At 67.3% G+C, this 18,126-nt stretch carries 20 protein-coding genes; 9 read left to right on the plus strand and 11 right to left on the minus strand.

From position 1 onward, the window contains the following. Positions 1 to 7: 7 nt before the first annotated feature. From ABNK63_RS06520 to ABNK63_RS06530, 3 genes are all read right to left on the minus strand, one after another. A complete protein-coding gene (locus tag ABNK63_RS06520) occupies positions 8 to 1,207 on the minus strand; it encodes a DUF1501 domain-containing protein (RefSeq protein WP_350017008.1) in 1,200 nt (399 codons plus the stop codon). 18 nt (positions 1,208 to 1,225) lie between these two features. Beyond that, positions 1,226 to 2,812 carry a DUF1800 domain-containing protein gene (locus tag ABNK63_RS06525; protein WP_350017009.1) on the minus strand — a complete coding sequence of 529 codons (1,587 nt, stop codon included), beginning with the start codon at positions 2,810 to 2,812 and terminating at the stop codon, positions 1,226 to 1,228. Positions 2,813 to 2,910: 98 nt separating this feature from the next. After that, positions 2,911 to 3,198, minus strand: coding sequence for a hypothetical protein (locus ABNK63_RS06530; RefSeq protein ID WP_007804962.1), 288 nt, complete (start codon positions 3,196 to 3,198; stop codon positions 2,911 to 2,913). Positions 3,199 to 3,334: 136 nt separating this feature from the next. On the opposite strand from ABNK63_RS06530, the gene ABNK63_RS06535 reads away from it, so the two are divergent. Further along, a complete protein-coding gene (locus tag ABNK63_RS06535; protein WP_007804964.1) occupies positions 3,335 to 3,943 on the plus strand; it encodes a class I SAM-dependent methyltransferase in 609 nt (202 codons plus the stop codon). A 24-nt stretch (positions 3,944 to 3,967) separates the two neighbouring features. Here ABNK63_RS06535 and nth read toward each other — a convergent pair whose 3' ends face one another. Both nth and ABNK63_RS06545 read right to left on the minus strand, forming a co-directional pair. Beyond that, positions 3,968 to 4,603 carry an endonuclease III gene (gene nth, locus ABNK63_RS06540; RefSeq protein ID WP_007804966.1) on the minus strand — a complete coding sequence of 212 codons (636 nt, stop codon included), beginning with the start codon at positions 4,601 to 4,603 and terminating at the stop codon, positions 3,968 to 3,970. Then, complete coding sequence (locus ABNK63_RS06545; protein ID WP_350017010.1) at positions 4,600 to 5,220, minus strand: RnfABCDGE type electron transport complex subunit B; 621 nt, start codon at positions 5,218 to 5,220, stop codon at positions 4,600 to 4,602. The genes nth and ABNK63_RS06545 overlap by 4 nt, the downstream gene beginning before the upstream one ends. A gap of 68 nt (positions 5,221 to 5,288) precedes the next feature. Here ABNK63_RS06545 and ABNK63_RS06550 point away from each other — a divergent pair, with 68 nt between their 5' ends. After that, positions 5,289 to 5,579, plus strand: a complete 291-nt coding sequence (locus tag ABNK63_RS06550) for a hypothetical protein (protein WP_350017011.1) — start codon at positions 5,289 to 5,291, stop codon at positions 5,577 to 5,579. 56 nt (positions 5,580 to 5,635) lie between these two features. On the opposite strand, the gene metG is transcribed toward ABNK63_RS06550, so the two are convergent. Both metG and ABNK63_RS06560 read right to left on the minus strand, forming a co-directional pair. Further along, positions 5,636 to 7,735 carry a methionine--tRNA ligase gene (metG, locus tag ABNK63_RS06555; protein WP_350017012.1) on the minus strand — a complete coding sequence of 700 codons (2,100 nt, stop codon included), beginning with the start codon at positions 7,733 to 7,735 and terminating at the stop codon, positions 5,636 to 5,638. Positions 7,736 to 7,865: 130 nt separating this feature from the next. After that, complete coding sequence (locus tag ABNK63_RS06560) at positions 7,866 to 8,330, minus strand: DUF2147 domain-containing protein (protein ID WP_007804976.1); 465 nt, start codon at positions 8,328 to 8,330, stop codon at positions 7,866 to 7,868. A gap of 189 nt (positions 8,331 to 8,519) precedes the next feature. Here ABNK63_RS06560 and apbC point away from each other — a divergent pair, with 189 nt between their 5' ends. The 4 genes from apbC (at position 8,520) to ABNK63_RS06580 (ending at position 11,421) form a co-directional block, all read left to right on the plus strand. Then, positions 8,520 to 9,614: an iron-sulfur cluster carrier protein ApbC gene (apbC, locus tag ABNK63_RS06565; RefSeq protein WP_007804979.1), complete on the plus strand. Its 1,095-nt coding sequence runs from the start codon at positions 8,520 to 8,522 to the stop codon at positions 9,612 to 9,614. Continuing rightward, positions 9,611 to 10,153 carry an NADPH-dependent FMN reductase gene (locus ABNK63_RS06570; RefSeq protein ID WP_350017013.1) on the plus strand — a complete coding sequence of 181 codons (543 nt, stop codon included), beginning with the start codon at positions 9,611 to 9,613 and terminating at the stop codon, positions 10,151 to 10,153. Before apbC ends, ABNK63_RS06570 begins: the two co-directional genes overlap by 4 nt. A 92-nt stretch (positions 10,154 to 10,245) precedes the next feature. After that, positions 10,246 to 10,812 (plus strand): dCTP deaminase, encoded by a 567-nt coding sequence (gene dcd / locus ABNK63_RS06575; protein ID WP_007804983.1) that lies wholly within the window; start codon positions 10,246 to 10,248, stop codon positions 10,810 to 10,812. Between the two features lie 96 nt (positions 10,813 to 10,908). Then, positions 10,909 to 11,421, plus strand: coding sequence for a hypothetical protein (locus ABNK63_RS06580; protein ID WP_040672673.1), 513 nt, complete (start codon positions 10,909 to 10,911; stop codon positions 11,419 to 11,421). Between the two features lie 17 nt (positions 11,422 to 11,438). Here ABNK63_RS06580 and ABNK63_RS06585 read toward each other — a convergent pair whose 3' ends face one another. Both ABNK63_RS06585 and ABNK63_RS06590 read right to left on the minus strand, forming a co-directional pair. Next, positions 11,439 to 11,861, minus strand: a complete 423-nt coding sequence (locus tag ABNK63_RS06585) for an HIT domain-containing protein (RefSeq protein ID WP_007804987.1) — start codon at positions 11,859 to 11,861, stop codon at positions 11,439 to 11,441. Then, on the minus strand, positions 11,858 to 12,526 hold the full coding sequence (locus tag ABNK63_RS06590; protein ID WP_350017014.1) for a dienelactone hydrolase family protein: 669 nt from the start codon (positions 12,524 to 12,526) through the stop codon (positions 11,858 to 11,860). Before ABNK63_RS06590 ends, ABNK63_RS06585 begins: the two co-directional genes overlap by 4 nt. A gap of 178 nt (positions 12,527 to 12,704) precedes the next feature. Here ABNK63_RS06590 and rimO point away from each other — a divergent pair, with 178 nt between their 5' ends. From rimO to ABNK63_RS06605, 3 genes are all read left to right on the plus strand, one after another. After that, positions 12,705 to 14,042 (plus strand): 30S ribosomal protein S12 methylthiotransferase RimO, encoded by a 1,338-nt coding sequence (rimO, locus tag ABNK63_RS06595; RefSeq protein ID WP_350017015.1) that lies wholly within the window; start codon positions 12,705 to 12,707, stop codon positions 14,040 to 14,042. 8 nt (positions 14,043 to 14,050) lie between these two features. Next, entirely contained in the window at positions 14,051 to 14,860 is an 810-nt protein-coding gene (locus ABNK63_RS06600) for a DUF3025 domain-containing protein (RefSeq protein ID WP_350017016.1), read from the plus strand. Positions 14,861 to 14,985: 125 nt separating this feature from the next. After that, on the plus strand, positions 14,986 to 16,002 hold the full coding sequence (locus ABNK63_RS06605) for a phosphate/phosphite/phosphonate ABC transporter substrate-binding protein (RefSeq protein ID WP_007804997.1): 1,017 nt from the start codon (positions 14,986 to 14,988) through the stop codon (positions 16,000 to 16,002). A gap of 25 nt (positions 16,003 to 16,027) precedes the next feature. Here the strand turns inward: ABNK63_RS06605 and greB are convergent, their stop codons facing one another. Both greB and ABNK63_RS06615 read right to left on the minus strand, forming a co-directional pair. Further along, positions 16,028 to 16,540 carry a transcription elongation factor GreB gene (gene greB, locus ABNK63_RS06610; RefSeq protein ID WP_007804999.1) on the minus strand — a complete coding sequence of 171 codons (513 nt, stop codon included), beginning with the start codon at positions 16,538 to 16,540 and terminating at the stop codon, positions 16,028 to 16,030. A gap of 13 nt (positions 16,541 to 16,553) precedes the next feature. After that, the gene (locus ABNK63_RS06615) at positions 16,554 to 18,062 is read right to left on the minus strand and encodes a helicase HerA-like domain-containing protein (RefSeq protein ID WP_007805001.1); all 1,509 of its coding nucleotides are present in this window, start codon (positions 18,060 to 18,062) and stop codon (positions 16,554 to 16,556) included. Positions 18,063 to 18,126 lie beyond the last annotated feature (64 nt).

Genomic DNA, 18,126 nt, shown 5'->3' on the forward strand with positions numbered 1-18,126 from the left:
GCGCCGGTCAGACCAGCCGCAGGTCGCGCGGTCTGGCCTGCGGGAAGACGCTCTGCAACTGCTTGTTCGACAGCGCCCAGGTTCGCGCCAGCAAGCCGCCCAGGACGTCGCGGTAGTTGTTGAGCACCGGGTAGTCGCGATTCTGCAGCAGGCCGGCGGCGTTCACCGCCGCCTGTTCGCCGGCGATGCGGCCGCCGTTGACCTTGCCGCCCAGCACCCAGTGCACGGTGCCGTGGCCATGGTCGGTGCCCTTGTCGCCATTCTCGCGGAAGGTGCGGCCGAACTCGGACAGCACCACCACGACGGTGTTGTTCCATTCGTCGCCCAGGGCGTCGGCATAGGCGGCCAGGCCTTCGCCCAGGTTGCGCAGGTTGTTGGCCAGGCCGCCGCTGACGCTGCCCTGGTTGACGTGGGTGTCCCAGCCGCCGACATCGACGAAACCCAGCCGGTACTGGTCGCGCATCAGGGTGGCGATGCGTCGCGTCTCGGTGGCGAAGCTGCGGGCGCTGGGCGCGCCGCCGCTGGCCTTGACCATCTCGTTGCGCAGGTCCTCGGAGATCGACGCCGGCAGCGCGAGCCCGTCGGCGGTGGCGGCGGCCAGCGGCGTGCCCTTGTACATGTCGCCGAGGATCGTCGACTGCCGCGCGTTGAAGCGGGCCTTCGGATCGGCCTTCATCGAGATGTTGGGGATGTCCTTGCCGGCGCCCTGGAAACTCAGTGGCAGGTTTTTGGTGAAGGCGATCGCGGGCACGCCGCTGAGTTGGCCGGACAATCGCGCCAGGAAGCCCGAACGGAAGCTGCCACGGTGTGCGGTGGGCTGGCCCGATTCGATGTTGTTCTGGGTCTCGAAGTGGCTGCGCGACAGGTCATCGGTGCCGGCGAACGGCACGAAGGCGAGCTGCTTGCGCTGCCACAGCGGCAGCAGCGATTCGCGCAATACCGGGTTCAGTCCCCACTGCGCGTCCAGCGCGATCGCGCTGTCGGGATTGGCGGGGTCGGGCCTGGCGATCGCCAGGCTAGGTCGTGACTCGTAATAGAAGTCGCTGGCGCAGGGCACCAGCAGGTTGTTGCAGTCGTAGCCGCCGCGCAGGAACACCAGCAGGAAGCGCGGCGAGCTGGCTGGCGCGGCGAACAGGTTGCCGCTGAAGGACAGGGCGGGCAGGGTTGCCGCGGAGGCGGCGGCGAGCAGGAATTGGCGACGGTTCATCATGGCTGTGCGGGAACCTCAGCGGTAATTGAAATCCGGCGACGACAACAGGTAGGTATTCCATTCCGCTGCCGAAGTGGCCTTGCCCAATGCCACCCGGGTGGCTTGCGACAGGCGCGGTTCCACCACGGCGCGGTAGAGCGGCGAGTCCAGCGCGGGCACGGCCGGGCGTGCCCGCGGCGTGGCCGGGTTCGGCTCGTCGGTGTCGGTCATGAACAGCTTGTTGCGGCCACTGCCGATCGCGCGGGCCACGTCGAATCGGGTCGCCATCTGGCCCGAACCCGACCAGCTGGCGCTGTCCAGTGGCCAGCCGTCGGGCGTGACCCGGCCGAACACCGGCTCGCCCATCTGGTTGAGCCAGTTGACCAGCGGCTGCGCGTTGCTGATCGGCTGCCCGTCGTAGGCGAGCTTCATCGCGGAAACCAGGAAACGGGTGGGGTCCTTGAACTTGGCCGCCTCGCCGCCGGTCAGCTCCGGCGAATCGAACATCGTGCGCAAGACCGCGGCGACGTCGCCGTCGCTGCGCTGGAAGGTTTTCGCCATCGCTTCGATCAGGGCCGGCGGTGGCTGGTCGGCCACGAAGTATTCGGCCAGCTGGCGCGAGACGAAACGGGCGCAGGCCGGTTGCCGGGTGATCAGGTCCACCGCCTGCTCGATCTCGCGATAGCCGCTGCCGCGGATGCGCTGGCCGAGCAGGGTCTTGTCGCTGAAGTCGTGCCGGTCCGGATTGAACACGAACAGGCCGTCGCGCACGAAGCCCGGCCGTGTGCGGCCGAAGCGGCCGGCTCGGCGTGGTGCCGCCGGCGCGATGCCGGCGCCGGTAAGGATCAGCGCCAGTTGCTGCACGTCATGCTGGGTGTAGCCGGAGCCGACGCCCAGCGCGTGCAGCTCCATCAGCTCGCGGGCGTAGTTCTCGTTGGTCTTGCCCTTCACGTTCTTCGCGTTGTCGAGGTATTCCAGCATCGCCGGGCTTTTCAGCGTGGCCAGCAGCAGGTCGCGGAACTTGCCCAGTGCATGCGGCCGGATCGCGTGTTCCTCATAGTCGGCGGCAACCAGGCGCACGCGGCCCTTGGCCGCGTACACGCTGAAGTGGTTGAGCCAGAACCATACGACCTGCTCCTTCAGCGGGTTGCTGCCGTAGATCGCATGCAGCAGTTCGGCCTGTTGGGCCTGCTGGGCCAGTGCACGGGCCTGTTTTTGCAGGTTCTTCTTCGCGGCGACCCTGGCGTCGCCCTCAGGCATCGACTTCAGCTGGCGCCGCGCTTCGGCGGCCTGGGCCAGCAGTTCCTGCGGCGGCGTGCTGATCGCCGGGTAGCTGGCGATCAGGCGGGCGATGGCTGGCGGCAGCGTGTCGTCGTGATCGGCCAGCTGGACATCGAGCCAGCGCTGGCGGCCGAGTTTGCGGTAGCTGGCCAAGCTGGCCGAGTCGATGCCGAAGGTCGCCCGCTGCAGCCAGCGCACGTCGGAAGGAGCCAGTGCTCGGCCCGCGGAGTCCGGCGCGTGCGCCGAGGCGGCGAGCGACAGCAGCAGGGTCGCGGTGAATGGAAGCAGGCGGCGATGGAACCTGCGGTGCCGAGCTTCAGATCGGGCAGAAGAGGGTTGCATGGCGGAACCTTGGCTGGGAGGCGCTGCGCGTCACGGCACCACAGAAGGTTTCAACGCCGTGCCCGCCCAACGGATGACACAGGCGTGGTTCCCGCCGTTCAGAACTCGTCCACGAACTCGATGCCGGCGGCCGCTTCCCCGGCTGCCTCCTCGGCGCGGGCGCGCACGTCGTCCGCGACCCCGTCATCGGGCGTGTCCACTTCGATGCGGTAGACGTGGCCTTCGCTGTCGCTGACCGAGTCGCTGGAGCTGGAGTCGTCGCGCATCCCGGAGATCAGGTCGTCGATCTCCTCGACGTGCTCGATGCGATCGAGGCCGTGCAGGGTCGCGATGACGGCATCGGCGTCGGCGCGGCTGCCGATCAGGCGGAAGCGGACCATGGGCATGGGGTTCTCCTCGGGGCGGGGACGAAAGCTGGGGGGATGCTGGCATCGGCAGCGCATGCAGAAAGTGATGCCGCATCCGGATCGGCGGGTCGGGCGGGATACCATGGACGCTGCCCACGCTTGCCCGGACCTCCGCATGACCAAGACCTACGACCGCGCCTATTTCGACAAGTGGTACCGCGACCCGCGACATTCCGTGGCATCGGCGGCCGAACTGCGGCGCAAGGTGGCGATGGTGGTGGCGCAGGCCGAGTATTACCTGGGGCGTCCGATCCGCAACGTGCTCGACGTGGGCTGTGGCGAGGCGACCTGGCGCGCGCCGCTGCGCGCCTTGCGGCCGGGGATCACCTACCGCGGCCTGGACGCCAGCGAGTACGTGGTGGCGCGCTACGGCCGCAGCCGCAACATCGGACTGGCGCGCTTCGGCCAGCTGGAATACCTGCGCTTCGACGAGCGTTTCGACCTGATCGTGTGCACCGACGTGCTGCACTACCTGAAACCGGCGGAAATCCGCGCCGGCCTGCACGGCATCGGCGAAATGCTCGAAGGCGTGGCCTTCCTCGAAGTGTTCACCAGTCGCGACGACGTGGCCGGCGACCACCAGGGTTTCGTCTCGCGCGCGCCGGCCTGGTACTTGCGCGAGTTCGGCGAAGTCGGCCTGCTGCCATGCGGCTCGCACTGCTACCTGGGGCCGCGGCTGGAACGGCACATCGCGGCGCTGGAGCGGGCGCAGTTGGCGGGGTGACGAGCGAGGAACGCGGCTCCTTCCTCACTCCGCCGTCTTGTCCCTGTACCGGCACAAGTCGCGGATCACGCAGTGCGGGCAATCGGGCTTGCGCGCCTTGCACACGTAGCGGCCGTGCAGGATCAGCCAGTGATGGGCATCCTGCTTGAATTCGGCCGGCACCACTTTCTCCAGCTTGTCCTCGACCGCACGCACGTCCTTGCCCGGGGCCAGGCCGGTGCGGTTGGAGACGCGGAAGATGTGCGTGTCCACCGCGATGGTCGGTACGCCGAAGGCGGTGTTGAGCACCACGTTGGCGGTCTTGCGGCCCACGCCGGGCAGCGCTTCCAGCGCCTCGCGGGTGCGCGGCACCTCGCCGTCATGCTGCTCGATCAGCAGCCGACACAGCGCAATCACGTTCTTCGCCTTGGCGTTGAACAGGCCGATGGTGCTGATGTAGCGCTTCAGTCCTTCCTCGCCCAGGGCCAGGATGGCCTGCGGCGTGTTCGCCACCGGATAGAGTTTGCGGGTGGCCTTGTTGACGCCGACGTCGGTGGCCTGCGCCGATAGCACCACCGCCACCAACAGTTCGAACGGCGTGGTGTACGCCAGTTCGGTGGTGGGATGCGGGTCCAGTTCGCGCAGCCGCGAGAACAGTTCGATCACCTCGGCGCGCTTCACGGTGTCGACTCCTGCTGCTTCGCCCTGGCGCGGGCCAGCGCGGCCTGCACCGGGTTCACCGGTCCGGCCGCCGCTTCCACGGCAAGCTTGCGCGCCGCCAGTTCGGTCTCGCGTTCGGCGCGCTGGCGTTCGAGGCGCGCTTCACGGCGCCGGAAGTGTTCGCGCGCCGCATCGGCATGGGCGACATCGATCTGCGCGGGCGGCATCGGTTCGAGCACGATGCAGTCGACCGGGCAGGCCGGCACGCACAGTTCGCAACCGGTGCAGTCGTCCGCCACCACGGTGTGCATCAGCTTCGAGGCGCCGATGATGGCGTCGACCGGGCAAGCCTGGATGCACTTGGTGCAGCCGATGCAGTCGGCCTCGACGATGCGCGCCAGCGTGCGCGGATGTTCGATGCCGCAGTCGGGATCGAGTGGCAGGGCGGGGCGATCGAGCAGGGTGGCCAGCTTTTCGATGCCGGCGCCGCCGCCTGGCGGGCACCGGTTGATCGGCGCCTCGTCGCGGGCGATCGCTTCCGCATACGGCCGGCAGCCGTGGTAGCCGCATTGCTCGCATTGGGTCTGCGGCAGCACGGCGTCGATGCGGTCAGCGAGAAGGGTGACGGGATCACTCATGCGCGATGGTGGGGCGGGCGATAATCGGCGCCCATTGTCACGCAATTGCCGCCGCCTGGAGTGTCGCCATGAAATCGTCGTTTCCCGCTTCGTTGTTGCTTGCCGCCGTGCTGGGCGCCGGTGGCGCGATCGTGCTGACCCATGCCGCCCCCGCGCAGGCGGCGTCGTCCGAAGTCGCGGGCGACACGGTGACCGTGTTCGTCGATGCCACCCTGGGTTTCCGCAAGAAGCACATGGCGAATCAGCTGACCAAGTCGCACGCCGACTACGCCGCGCGTGGCTACCGCTACGTGGACATGGCGCCGTACGACGAGAACGGCGACCTGGTCGGATTCTTCGTGACTTACACGAAGCAGTAGCGGGCGGGCATGGCGCACGGCAAAAGCTGGCGGGCGTGCGGCTTTGCCTGACCGATTCAGCGGACGGTGGCGCCGGGCTTCGCGCCCTGGTCGGCGTCGAGCAGGAACAGGTCGCTGCCGCCGTCGCCGGCGGACAGGATCATCCCCTCGGACAGGCCGAAGCGCATCTTGCGCGGCGCCAGGTTGGCGATGAACACCACGTTGCGGCCGACCAGCTTTTCCGGCTCGGCGTAGGCCGCGCGGATGCCGGAGAAGATCTGCCGCGTGCCCAGCGGGCCGGCGTCGAGTTCGAAGCGCAGCAGCTTGTCCGAACCCTCGACGAATTCGCACGCGCTGACCTTGCCGATGCGCAGGTCGAGCCTGGCGAAGTCGTCGATGCCGATGATGCCGGCGTCGGCGTTCTGCGGCGCCGGATTCGATGCGGCAGGCTTGGGGTCTTCGGTCATGGGTTTCTTCTTCGGGGTTTTGGGGGCTTCGGCAGGGGCGCCGAGTGAATCCTTCGACGATTCGATCATCGCCTCGATGAGCCTGGGGTCGATGCGGCCCATCAGCGCCTCGAATGGCTCGATGGTGTGATTGTGCAGGCTGCTGCGGGCGTCGTCGAAGTCGACGATGGGTGCGGCCAGGAATTTCTCGGCAGCGCCGACCGTGGCCGGCAGGATCGGCTTGAGCATGCCGGCCAGCAGGCGGAACGCGCCCAGTGCAAACGAACAGACCTGGTGCAGTGCCTCGCGCTGGGCCTCGTCCCTGGCCATCGTCCATGGCGCCTTGGCGGCGATGTGGCCGTTGACGATGTCGGCCATCAGCACGAAGCGGCGGGTCACCTCGGCGAATTCGCCGCTGTCGTAGAGTTCGGCCACGCCGTCGTAGTGCTCCAGCAGGCTGTTCCACAGGTCCGCTTCCTCGGTGCCGAACTGCGCGGCCAGGCGGCCGTCGAAGAACTTGTGCACGAAGCCGGCGGTGCGGCTGGCGATGTTCACCCACTTGCCGACCAGGTGCGAGTTGACCCGCTCCTCGAAGGCCTTGAGGTCGAGATCCACGTCGACCGGCGTCTCGTTGAGCATGCTGGCGAAGTAGTAGCGCAGGAACTCCGGATGCAGGCCCGAATCGAGATAGGTGCGCGCCTGGATGAAGGTGCCGCGCGACTTGGACATCTTCGCGCCGTTCACCGTGAGGTAGCCGTTGACGTGCAGCGCGGTGGGCGTGCGGAAACCGGCGCCGTGCAGCATCGCGGGCCAGAACAGGCCGTGGAAGTTGATGATGTCCTTGCCGATGAAGTGATGCATCTCGGCGTTGCTGTCGGCGGCGAGGAAGTCGTCGAACTGCAGCTCGGTCCGGTCGCACAACGCCTTGAAGCTGGCCAGGTAGCCGACCGGCGCATCCAGCCACACGTAGAAGAACTTGCCCGGCGCATCGGGGATCGGAAAGCCGAAATAAGGCGCGTCGCGCGAGATGTCCCAGTCCTTCAGGCCGCCGTCCAGCCATTCGCGCAGCTTCGCGGCCACGCCGCTGTTGGCCACTGGCTTGCCGCCGGTGAACGCGCCGGCGAACCAGTCGCGCAGCAGGCCCTCGAACTTGCCCAGCTCGAAGAAGTAGTGCTCCGAGTCGCGCAGCACCGGGGTGGCGCCGGACATCACCGAATAGGGATTGATCAGGTCGGTCGGCGCGTAGGTGGCGCCGCAGTTCTCGCAGTTGTCGCCGTACTGGTCCGGTGTCTTGCAGACCGGGCAGGTGCCCTTGATGTAGCGGTCCGGCAGGAACATCTGCTTTTCCGGATCGAACAGCTGCTGGATGCTGCGCCGGGCGATGCTGCCGGCATCGCGCAGGCGCGTGTAGATCAGCGTGGCCAGCTCGCGGTTCTCGTCGGAATGGGTGGTGTGGTAGTGGTCGAACGCCACGCCGAAGGCGGCGAAGTCCGCCTCGTGGCCCTGGCGGATGCCTTCGATGTAGTTCTCCGGGGTCATGCCGGCCTTTTCGGCCGCCAGCATGATCGGCGTGCCGTGGGCATCGTCGGCGCAGACATAGGCGACTTCGTTGCCGCTCATCCGCTGCGCGCGCACCCAGATGTCGGCCTGGATGTAGCCCAGCAGGTGGCCCATGTGCAGCGGGCCATTGGCGTAGGGCAGGGCGTTGGTGACGAGCAGGCGGCGACTCATGGTGGGCGTGCACTCCGGGATGACTGCGCATTATGGCATGGCCGTCCAAATCGCCATGCGTTGGTAGCGGGCCTGCCGCAAAGAAAAAGCGCGCCGGAGCGCGCTTTCGTGGAGCACTTGCCGATGGGGCTCAGGGTTGGCGTTCCCAGGTCTGACTGCGGCCGACCCACGAGAAGCCGATGTAACCGCGCACATTGAGCTTCTGGCCGCCGTCGAGCATCGACAGTTTCACCTTGTAGATCTTGCCGGACTTCGGGTCGAGGATCCTGCCGCCATCCCAGACGTCGTCGTCGCGGTGCACGCCCCACATGATGTTCATGCCTTCGACCGGCTTGTCCTTGCGTTCGCCGTCGCATTTGCGGCACATCGCCACGGCGCCGTCGCGGGCGATGTCTTCCGGGCTGCGATTGAGCAGCTTGACGATGTGCGCCTGCAATTCGCCGTTGTTGTCGGTGATCTCGACGATCGACTTGGCCTGGCCGGACTCGTCGTCGATGGTCTTCCAGGTGCCGACCGGGGTGTCATTGGCTGCCATTACGGTACCGGCGCCAAACAGCAGGCTGGCGGCGATGACCCAACGAAATGCGTGCTTCATGGTGTTCCTCCCGTACGAAAGCGTATGGATGGGAGACTGGCGAGGATGGGGAAAGCCGTCAAGCTGCATTGCGCAAATGCTTGCGGCGCCCCGCGGCGCGCCGGCCACGGCCGGTTCGCGCTGATCTGGGTCAGCCGACCGTGGCCGGCGGGCTGGCATAATGGCGGCCCCGCAAATCCCCGAGCAGACATGACACAGGCGAACGAAGCCCTGGTCCGCCAGATCCTTGGCGGCCTCATCGATACCCACACCGGCGCGTCGCTGGGCGAAGCCGTGCGCGCCGTCGGCGTGGACGGCGGCAAGGTGTCGGTGGACCTGCAACTGGGCTATCCGGCGGCCGGCGCCATCGACGCCATCGTCGGCCGGGTGCGCCTGGCACTGGAGGCCGATCCGGCGATCGAATCGGCCTCCGTGTCGGTCACCAGCCGCGTCCACGTGCACAAGGTGCAAGGCACGCTGGGGCCGCTGCCGAACGTGAAGAACATCATCGTGGTGGCGTCAGGCAAGGGGGGCGTGGGCAAGTCCACGGTGTCGGCCAACCTGGCGCTGGCGCTGCAGGCCGAGGGTGCGAAGGTCGGCGTGATGGACGCGGACATCTACGGCCCCAGCCAGCCGACCATGCTCGGCGTGCACGGCAAGCCGGCCTCGCCTGACGGCAAGAGCATCCTGCCGATGCAGGCGCACGGCATGCCGGTGATGTCGATCGGCTTCCTGGTGGAAGAAGACACGCCGATGATCTGGCGCGGCCCGATGGTCACCCAGGCGATGATGCAACTGCTTACCGACACCCGCTGGGAGCAGCTCGACTATCTGATCGTCGATCTGCCGCCGGGCACCGGCGACATCCAGCTCACGCTGTCGCAGAAGGTGCCGGTGGCTGGCGCGGTGATCGTCACCACGCCGCAGGACATCGCCCTGCTCGACGCGCGCAAGGCGCTCAAGATGTTCGAGAAGGTCGAGGTGCCGGTGCTGGGCGTGGTGGAAAACATGGCCACCCACGTCTGCTCCAACTGCGGCCACGAGGAGAACATCTTCGGCGAAGGTGGCGGCGAGCGCATGGCCAGCCAGTACGGCGCGGCCTATCTCGGTTCGCTGCCGCTGGACATCCGCATCCGCGAGCAGGCCGACAGCGGCAATCCCACGGTGGCGGCAATGCCCGAATCCGAGCTCGCCATGCGCTATCGCGAGATTGCCCGCAATGCGGCGGGACGGTTGTCGCGGCAACCGCGCAACAAGTCGCTGGGCCTGGGCAAGATCGTGGTGCAGGGCGTGCCCGCGGCATGAGGGTGGCGGCGCAGGTGTTGTGCCTGTCCGGCAGCCTGCGCCGCGTGTCGTCGAATTCGGCGGCGCTTGAGGCGGCGTACCGGCTGGCGCCATCGACGCTGGAGCTGTTGCTCTACAGGGGGCTCGGCGACCTGCCGTTGTTCAATCCCGATGCGGAGACCGATCCGCTGCCGCCCGCGGTTGCCGAATTGCGCGAAGCGGTGGACTCGGCGGACGCCTTGCTGATCGCCTGTCCCGAGTACGCCCACGGCGTGCCCGGCGCGTTCAAGAATCTGCTGGACTGGCTGGTCGGCAGCCCGGACTTCCCCGGCAAGCCGGTGTTGCTGCTGAACACGGCGGCGCGTGGCTCGTATCACGCGCAGGAGGCGCTGGCCGAAATCCTCACCACCATGTCCGCGCAGCTGCTGGCGGCCCAGCCGGTGATGGTGGCCTTGCCTGGTGCCGGCTGCTCGGTGACGCAGGTGCTGGAAAATGCCGACCGCTGCGCCGAATTGCAGGCGGCGCTGCGGTTGCTGGTGGAAGCACTGGCGATGCATTGACGGGCTTCGGCTGGCGCCGCGATGCCCTGACCGTGTATTTTTGCCGACTGCGCGGGCCGTTCCGGGCCGCCGAGCCAACCAGCGGAGACAGCGTGAGCATCAAACCCGACAAGTGGATCCGCCGCATGGCCGAGAGCCACGGCATGATCGAGCCGTTCGAGCCGGGCCAGGTGAAGCTGCGCGACGGCAGCAAGCTGATTTCCTACGGCACGTCGAGCTACGGCTATGACGTGCGCTGCGCCCGCGAGTTCAAGATCTTCACCAACATCAACTCCACCATCGTCGATCCGAAGTCGTTCGATCCGACCAGCTTCGTCGACGTGGAGGCTGACGTGTGCATCATCCCGCCCAATTCGTTCGCGCTGGCGCGCACGGTCGAATACTTCCGCATCCCGCGCAAGGTGCTGACGATCTGCCTGGGCAAGAGCACGTACGCGCGCTGCGGCATCATCGTCAACGTGACGCCGCTGGAGCCGGAGTGGGAGGGCCACGTGACGCTGGAGTTCTCCAACACCACGCCGCTGCCCGCAAAGATCTACGCCAACGAAGGCGTGGCGCAGATGCTGTTCCTCGAATCCGACGAGGAATGCGAAACCAGTTACAGGGACCGCGGCGGCAAGTACCAGGGCCAGCAGGGCGTGACCTTGCCGCGTACCTGAATGCGGAGGCTGGCCAGCGGATACGCGAGTCGTGCCGTCGCATCAAGCCGCGCTACACTCCCACCGATTCAGTCGTTTGATTGCAAGGAGACCCGCATGATCCGTTTTTCCATACTGCTGAGACGTGCCGCGGCTGTGCTCATGTTGGGCGGTTTGCTCGTGCTCGCGGGCTGCCATCGAGGTGATACCAGGGACGCGGCGGGTACGGCTTCGATGCAGGGCCAGTTCGATACCACCATCAAGGCCTACAAGAGCGGGCAGTTCTTGGTCGATGGCGCGGTGTTGTCGGCACTGGATACGGGCAGCCACTTCGCTTATCTGAAGGATCAGGGCAAGCTGCCGAAGACGATTCTGCTCGAGCGCAGCGACGACTCGAAAGTCCGCAAGCAACACTTGCAGTACATGGCGCGGATGCAACTGGATTATGGCTTCACCGTTTACTACGACGATGACGGCACGCTGACGAAAATCAACCCGGTTGTGGTGAAGGCTCGCAACCTTGAAGACTATCGCGGGCCGGTGACCATGCCTGATCGCCTGGAAGGCAAAGATGCGGCGGGCAGCAGCGCGGTGGAACAGCAGCAGCAACGACAGCAGCAGCAACAGTAACGCTGGAGCTGCCCGGACTACTCTGTCCGGGTCAGTGCCGGGCGCAGGTCATTGATCAGCGCCGTGCGCGTGGCCGCCTCGTAAGCTTCAGCCTTGCCGTTTCCCCATACCGGTCCGGGCCAGGCGGCGTCACCATCGCGGCGCCCGACCACGTGCACATGCAGTTGTCGCACGATGTTGCCCAGGGCGCCCAGGTTGAGCTTGTCGAATGGTGCCACGGCACGAAGCGCAGCGCCCGCGCGGGCCACCTCCTGCCACAGCAGGGCCTGCTCGTGGCTGCCGAGGTCGCCGACCTCGACCAGACCGGCTCGGCGTGGCACCAGGATCAGCCACGGGTAGCGCGCATCATCCATCAGCAGGATGTCACACAGCGGCAGCGAGGTGACCGGATGCGTGTCGGCCGCCAGCCGCGGGTCGAGGATGAAGTCTGCGGCGCTCATGCGCCGGCCAGGTGCTGGTCGAAGAAGGCCAGCGTGCGCTGCAGTGCGAGCCGGGCGCTGGCCTCGTGGTAGTTCGGGCTGCCATCGCGGTTGAACGCGTGGTCGGCCGGATAGGTGAAGGTGTCCATTTGCGGCAACGCCTCGCGATGCTTCGCCACCGCTTCGGCCGTGATGCTCTGGTCTTTTTCGCCGAAGTGGAACATCACCGGCGCCTTCGGTGTTTCGCGCAGGAACGGCAGGTTGCGCGCGCCGTAATAGCTCACTGACGGCAGCCCCAGGCGCAGTGCGGCGAGCAGGGCGACGGTGCCGCCCCAGCAATAGCCGACCGTGCCGATCCTGCCGGCCGAGCTGATCGATTCGGCGGCGCTGGCCACGTCCTCGAGCGCGCGCTCGAGCCCCAGTTCCGCCACCAGCTGTTTGCCGCGATTCGCGCCGACCATGTCACAGGGCAATTCGACGCCGCTCTCCAGCCGGTCGAAGAACGCGGGCGCGATCGCGGTATAGCCGTAGCCGGCGAAGCGGTCGGCCAGGTCACGGATGTGCGCGGTGACGCCGAAGATTTCCTGGATCACCACGATGCCGCCCTTCGGCGTGCCCGCCGGTTGGGCCAGGTAGGCGCCGATGCACTGCGTGCCGGAGGTGGGGATGTTGATGGACTGGCCCATGGTGCGGCTCCTGTGGGGGAAGTCGATTCTAGGCATTGTGGCGAGCAGGGAACAGGGAACAACGGCGAACGCGAAGGCGGCGATGCTCCGGCCGTTCCCCATTCCCCATTCCCCATTCCCCATTCCCCGTTCCCGTATAATCGCCTGTTGCCCCGCAGCTTTTCACGGTAACCCTGCCATGTCCCAGGCTTCGCACAAGATCGGTTTCGTCAGCCTCGGCTGCCCCAAGGCGCTGGTCGATTCCGAGCGCATCCTTACCCAGCTGAAGGTCGAGGGTTACCAGATCGTGCCCAGCTACAACGAGGCCGACGCGGTGGTGGTGAATACCTGCGGCTTCATCGACGCGGCGGTGCAGGAGTCGCTGGATTCGATCGGCACGGCGCTCAACGAAAACGGCAAGGTCATCGTCACCGGTTGCCTGGGCAAGCGCGAGGCGCTGATCCGCGAGGCATATCCGGACGTGCTGTCGGTCAGCGGCCCGCAGGACTACGCCAGCGTGATGACGGCGGTGCACAAGGCGCTGCCGCCGGTGCGCAACAAGTTCATCGACATTGTGCCGGACACGGGCGTGAAGCTGACCCCGAAGCACTATGCCTACCTGAAGATTTCCGAAGGCTGCAATCACCGCTGCAGCTTCTGCATCATTCCCTCTATGCGCGGCAACCTGGTCTCGCGACCGGTCGACGAGGTGCTGCTGGAGGCCGAGCGCCTGGTCAAGGGCGGCGTGAAGGAATTGCTGGTGATCTCGCAGGACACCAGCGCCTACGGCGTGGACCTGAAATACGCCGAGCGCGAGTGGCGCGGCAAGGCGTATCGCACGCGCATGACCGAGCTGTGCGAAGGCCTGTCTGAACTTGGCGCGTGGGCGCGCCTGCACTACGTCTATCCGTATCCGCACGTGGACGAGGTGATGCCGCTGATGGCAGCCGGCAAGCTGCTGCCGTACCTGGACATCCCGTTCCAGCACGCCAGCCCGCGCATCCTGAAACTGATGAAGCGCCCGGGCAACATCGACCGGACGCTGGAGCGCATCCAGAACTGGCGCAGGCAGGTGCCGGACCTGACCATCCGCAGCACCTTCATCGTCGGCTTCCCCGGCGAGACCGAGGCGGAGTTCGAGGAGCTGCTGGACTTCCTGCGCGAGGCAGAGCTCGATCGCGTGGGGGCGTTCGCCTATTCGCCGGTCGATGGCGCGAAGGCGAACGAGCTGCCCGACCCGGTCTCCGAGGAGCTGAAGGAAGACCGGCTGGAACAGTTCATGGCGGTGCAGGCGGAAATCTCCGCGGCGAAACTGCAGCGCAAGATCGGCCGCACGATCAAGGTGCTGGTCGACGAGGCCGGCGCCGATGGTGCGGTCGCGCGTTCGGCCGCCGATGCGCCGGAGATCGACGGCAGCGTGCTGATCGCCGACGGCCAGGCGCTGCGTCCGGGCCAGTTCGTCGAGGTGGTGGTGGAGTCGGCCAGCGAGCACGACCTGCACGCACGGCTGGCCCATCCGCAGCTCACGGTCGTCTAGTACCCGCCATGCGCTACGTCGCGCCGGCTCGCGACTGCGTCGATCCGGCGGTGTTCGCGCGGATGCCACTGGCGGCCTGGCGCGAATGGGCCGATCTGCTCGAAGGCGCGCGCTGGCCACCGATCGACGCGTTGAACCGACACTGGCCTGACGACAGCCGCCCGCGATTCGTGGCGCAAACCGCCTCCTTGCTGGGCGACGGCCTGCATTACGAACAGCGCATCGCCGAGCGTGGCCAGATCGCCACCCGTGAAGGCAACTGGCACGACCTTCTCAACGCGCTGGTCTGGCTGCGCCATGCCGGCCTGAAACAGGCGCTCAACGATCGCCAGGTTGTCGAGATCGCACGGATGGGTCCCAAGCGTCGTTCGCGCGCCCAATATGCATTGACCCACTTCGACGAGGGCGGCGTCATGGTGGGCACCCGCGATCCCTCGCTGCTGGAGCTGTGGGATGCCCATGACTGGCACGGCCTGTTCTGGCGCAGGCGGCAGGCCTGGCTGGACGGAACGATCAGGCTGGAGCTGTTCGGTCACGCCCTGCTGGAGCTGGCGTTGAACCCGGGCAAGCTGCTGGTGGCCAAGGCACTGGTGTTTCATGCCGACGCCGGGAGCGATCTGGCGGCGGCGTGCGCCACGGCCATCCGCGCCGGCCAGCTGTTGAATGATCCGCTCGAACTGCGACCGCTGCCGCTGTCCGGACTGCCGGGCTGGGGCGAGCACAGCGCCGATGAAGCCTTCCATCTGAGCACGCCCTGCTATCAGCCGCGTCGCGCGGGGCGCCATTATCCGCCGCCCTTCGTGGCGGGCCAGGCCTGAGCCCACGCCTTGCCCCGCCGGCCGATCACGACTATATACAGTGCATCGGGACGCGGCTCGGGGAGTGCACGGCATTGGCCATCGCAAGCGCTTGGTGGTGCCATCGGCGGGGCAGACGCTGGTTGATGTCACTGGTCGTGGCGCTGTGCATGGCGCTGGTCGGCATTGGCCCTGCAGCGGCGGCGAAGGTGCCTGCTCCCGCGGAGACACCGATCCGTTTCGGCATCCTGCCGATCGGCAGCGCCGCCGAGTCCCTCGAGCAATGGCGTCCCCTGCTGGATGACGTCAGCCGGCGACTGCACCGCGAGGTGGTCACGGTCTCGGTGGGCAGTTATGCCAGCCTGTCCAGCGCGATCGGCGGCCAGCGGGTCGACGTCGCATTCCTGTCCGGCCGGCTGGCCGTCGAGGCGGTGACCCGGCAGAACATGCAGGTGTTCGCGCAGTTCCAGCGCAGCGACGGTGCGCGAGGCAACGTGGCCACCCTGGTGGTGCGCGACGACAGCCCGATCCGCAACCTCGACGACCTGCTCGCCACGCCCGGCCAGGGCTGGCGTTACGCCCGCAGCGAGCACCTGTCGGTGACCGGCTACATCGCGCCCGAGGCCTATGTCTTCGCGCCGAAGGGACTCAACTCGGACACCTTTTTCGCCAGCGTTCGGGTGGGCGATCACCAGAGCAACCTGCTGGCCGTGGTCAATCGAGAGGCGGACGTGACCAGCAGCAACAACCCCGACATGGATCTGTTCCGTCGCAACTTTCCCCGCGAAGCGGCCCAGCTCCGGGTGATCTGGCGTTCGCAGCTGATTCCCTCCGGCGTGCTGGTGATCCGCGACGGCATGTCCCGGCGGTTGCGCCAGAAACTCACCGCGATCCTGCTCGGCTACGGCAAGTCGCGCGGCGACGCGGGCGAGCGGGAGCGCGCCGCGCTGGCGCGCATTCCGGATCTCGGCGGCTTCGTGGCGGTGGACAGTCGCGTGCTGACGCCGTTTGTCGACATGCAGTACACGCTGTTGCGGCAACAGGCCAGCCACGGTCAATGGATCAGCCCGCAAGCCCTGCAGAATCGACTGGCGAAGATCGAGCAGGAACATCGGCAGGCCTTGCGGTTGCTGTCGCCGCATGGGGATGCAGACGGCCAATAGGCTGGCGGGCCATCCGGATTGCCGTTCAGACCCCGTCGTCGGCGTAACTCACGGTGACGATCGCGAACTCCGTGGGGCCACCGGGAAGCTCCGCCACGAATTCGTCCTCGACGCGCCGTTTCAGCACCGCCCGCGCCAGCGGCGAATCGATGCTGATGAAGCCACGCCGTGCATCGGTCTCGTCCGGGCCGACGATGCGGTAGCGGACGAGCTCGCCGGTGTCGGTGTTCTCCAGCTCGATGTGCGCGCCAAAGAACACCGCGCGGCGATCGGCCGGTGCGCCTTCGGCCACCTTCAGCGCAGGGATGCGCTTGCTGAGATAGCGCGCCCGGCGATCGATTTCGCCGAGCTGCTTCTTGCGATAGGTGTACTCGGCATTCTCCGAGCGGTCACCCTCGGCCGCTGCCGCGGCCAGCGCCTTGACCACCTCCGGCCGGCGCACGTGCCACAGATGATCGAGTTCGGCCTTGAGCCGTTCGAAGCCCTCGCGGGTGATGATCGCGGTGGAGCCGGGTGAGGGTGGTCGCCAGCGGCTCACGCAGCAACGCGCCTCAACGCTTGCCGCCGAAGATGCCGCCCAGCACGCCGCGCAGGATCTGCCGGCCGAGCTGACTGCCCGCGGTGCGCACCATCTGCTTGCCCATGGTCTCGATCATGCCCTGGCGGCGCTTGGTGCCGAACAGGGCGTCGTGCACCGCGCCGCCCCAGCCGCTTTCCGCTTCCTTCGCGGCGCCCTTGGCCGGCGCATCGGCCGCCACGGTGGCGGCATCGGCGGCCTTTTCCCCGGCGCGCCTGGCCAGCATCTCGGCGGCCGATTCGCGATTGACGGCAGTGTCGTATTTCGCGCCCACCGGCGAGCGCTGGCGGATGGTGCCGCGCTCCGCGTCGGTGATCGCGCCGATGCGGCAGCACGGCGTGGTCACCAGCACCTGTTCCACCGGCGTGGGCACGCCGCCATTGGCCAGAGTGGAGGCCAGTGCCTCGCCCACGGCCAGCTTGGTGATGGCCTCGGTGACGTCGAGCTTCGGGTTGACGACGAAGGTTTCCGCCGCCGCCTTGACCGCCTTCTGGTCACGCGGGGTGAACGCGCGAAGGGCGTGCTGGATGCGGTTGCCGAGCTGGCCGAGGATCACGCCGGGCACGTCGTCGGGGTTCTGCGAGCAGAAGTACACGCCCACGCCCTTGGAGCGGATCAGCCGCACCACCTGTTCCACCCGCTGCAGCAGGGCAGGCGAGGCGTCGTCGAACAGCAGGTGCGCCTCGTCGAAGAAGAACACCATCTTGGGCTGGTCGAGGTCGCCGACTTCGGGCAGCTGCTCGAACAGCTCGGACAGCAGCCACAGCAGGAAGGTGGAGTACAGCCGCGGCTTCATGATCAGCTGGTCGGCGGCCAGCACGTTGATGATGCCGCGGCCGCTCATGTCCTGGCGCATCAGGTCGGCCAGTTCCAGCGCCGGCTCGCCGAAGAACTGGTCGGCGCCGTCACTTTCGAGTTTCAGCAGCGCGCGCTGGATTGCCGCGATGCTCTGCGTGCTGATCAGGCCGTACTGGGTGGACAGCGCCTTGGCATTTTCGGCGGCGTAGGTGAGCAGGGCGCGCAGGTCGGCCAGGTCCAGCAGCAGCCAGCCCTGGTCGTCGGCGGCCTTGAACACCACTTCGAGCACGCCTTCCTGGGTGTCGTTCAATTCCAGCACGCGGCCGAGCAGGGTCGGGCCCATCTCGCTGACGGTGGCGCGCACCGGGTGGCCGAGCTTGCCGTAGATGTCCCAGAACACCACCGGGTTGGCCTGCGCCTTCCAGTCGGTGAGCTTGAGCCTGGCCAGCCGCGCCTTGAGCTTGTCACCCGGCTCGCCGGCGGCCATCGCCAGGCCGGCCAGGTCACCCTTGGCATCGGCCAGGAAGCATGGCACGCCGAGCCGCGAGAACCCTTCGGCCAGCACCATCAGCGAGACCGATTTGCCGGTGCCGGTGGCGCCGGCGATCATGCCGTGGCGGTTGCCGTAGTGCGGGTCAAGACTGACGCTGGTGCTGTCGTTGCGGCCGATCAGGATCTCGGTCATGGCGTTCCATCCGGTGGTGTTTGCGTGATTGTAGCCAGAGCGTCGCGTGGTCGCGTGCGTTGAG

Source organism: Rhodanobacter sp. IGA1.0 (assembly GCF_040208325.1).
Taxonomy (GTDB): Bacteria; Pseudomonadota; Gammaproteobacteria; order Xanthomonadales; family Rhodanobacteraceae; genus Rhodanobacter; species Rhodanobacter spathiphylli.

What these genes read in the sequence shown, in the direction of transcription:
- ABNK63_RS06520 (WP_350017008.1), bottom strand. Translation starts at nt 1,207, where the DNA reads ATGAACCGTCGCCAATTCCTGCTCGCCGCCGCCTCCGCGGCAACCCTG.
- ABNK63_RS06525 (WP_350017009.1), bottom strand. Translation starts at nt 2,812, where the DNA reads ATGCAACCCTCTTCTGCCCGATCTGAAGCTCGGCACCGCAGGTTCCAT.
- ABNK63_RS06530 (WP_007804962.1), bottom strand. Translation starts at nt 3,198, where the DNA reads ATGCCCATGGTCCGCTTCCGCCTGATCGGCAGCCGCGCCGACGCCGAT.
- ABNK63_RS06535 (WP_007804964.1), top strand. Translation starts at nt 3,335, where the DNA reads ATGACCAAGACCTACGACCGCGCCTATTTCGACAAGTGGTACCGCGAC.
- ABNK63_RS06545 (WP_350017010.1), bottom strand. Translation starts at nt 5,220, where the DNA reads ATGAGTGATCCCGTCACCCTTCTCGCTGACCGCATCGACGCCGTGCTG.
- ABNK63_RS06550 (WP_350017011.1), top strand. Translation starts at nt 5,289, where the DNA reads ATGAAATCGTCGTTTCCCGCTTCGTTGTTGCTTGCCGCCGTGCTGGGC.
- metG (WP_350017012.1), bottom strand. Translation starts at nt 7,735, where the DNA reads ATGAGTCGCCGCCTGCTCGTCACCAACGCCCTGCCCTACGCCAATGGC.
- ABNK63_RS06560 (WP_007804976.1), bottom strand. Translation starts at nt 8,330, where the DNA reads ATGAAGCACGCATTTCGTTGGGTCATCGCCGCCAGCCTGCTGTTTGGC.
- apbC (WP_007804979.1), top strand. Translation starts at nt 8,520, where the DNA reads ATGACACAGGCGAACGAAGCCCTGGTCCGCCAGATCCTTGGCGGCCTC.
- ABNK63_RS06570 (WP_350017013.1), top strand. Translation starts at nt 9,611, where the DNA reads ATGAGGGTGGCGGCGCAGGTGTTGTGCCTGTCCGGCAGCCTGCGCCGC.
- ABNK63_RS06580 (WP_040672673.1), top strand. Translation starts at nt 10,909, where the DNA reads ATGATCCGTTTTTCCATACTGCTGAGACGTGCCGCGGCTGTGCTCATG.
- ABNK63_RS06585 (WP_007804987.1), bottom strand. Translation starts at nt 11,861, where the DNA reads ATGAGCGCCGCAGACTTCATCCTCGACCCGCGGCTGGCGGCCGACACG.
- ABNK63_RS06590 (WP_350017014.1), bottom strand. Translation starts at nt 12,526, where the DNA reads ATGGGCCAGTCCATCAACATCCCCACCTCCGGCACGCAGTGCATCGGC.
- rimO (WP_350017015.1), top strand. Translation starts at nt 12,705, where the DNA reads ATGTCCCAGGCTTCGCACAAGATCGGTTTCGTCAGCCTCGGCTGCCCC.
- ABNK63_RS06600 (WP_350017016.1), top strand. Translation starts at nt 14,051, where the DNA reads ATGCGCTACGTCGCGCCGGCTCGCGACTGCGTCGATCCGGCGGTGTTC.
- ABNK63_RS06605 (WP_007804997.1), top strand. Translation starts at nt 14,986, where the DNA reads ATGTCACTGGTCGTGGCGCTGTGCATGGCGCTGGTCGGCATTGGCCCT.
- ABNK63_RS06615 (WP_007805001.1), bottom strand. Translation starts at nt 18,062, where the DNA reads ATGACCGAGATCCTGATCGGCCGCAACGACAGCACCAGCGTCAGTCTT.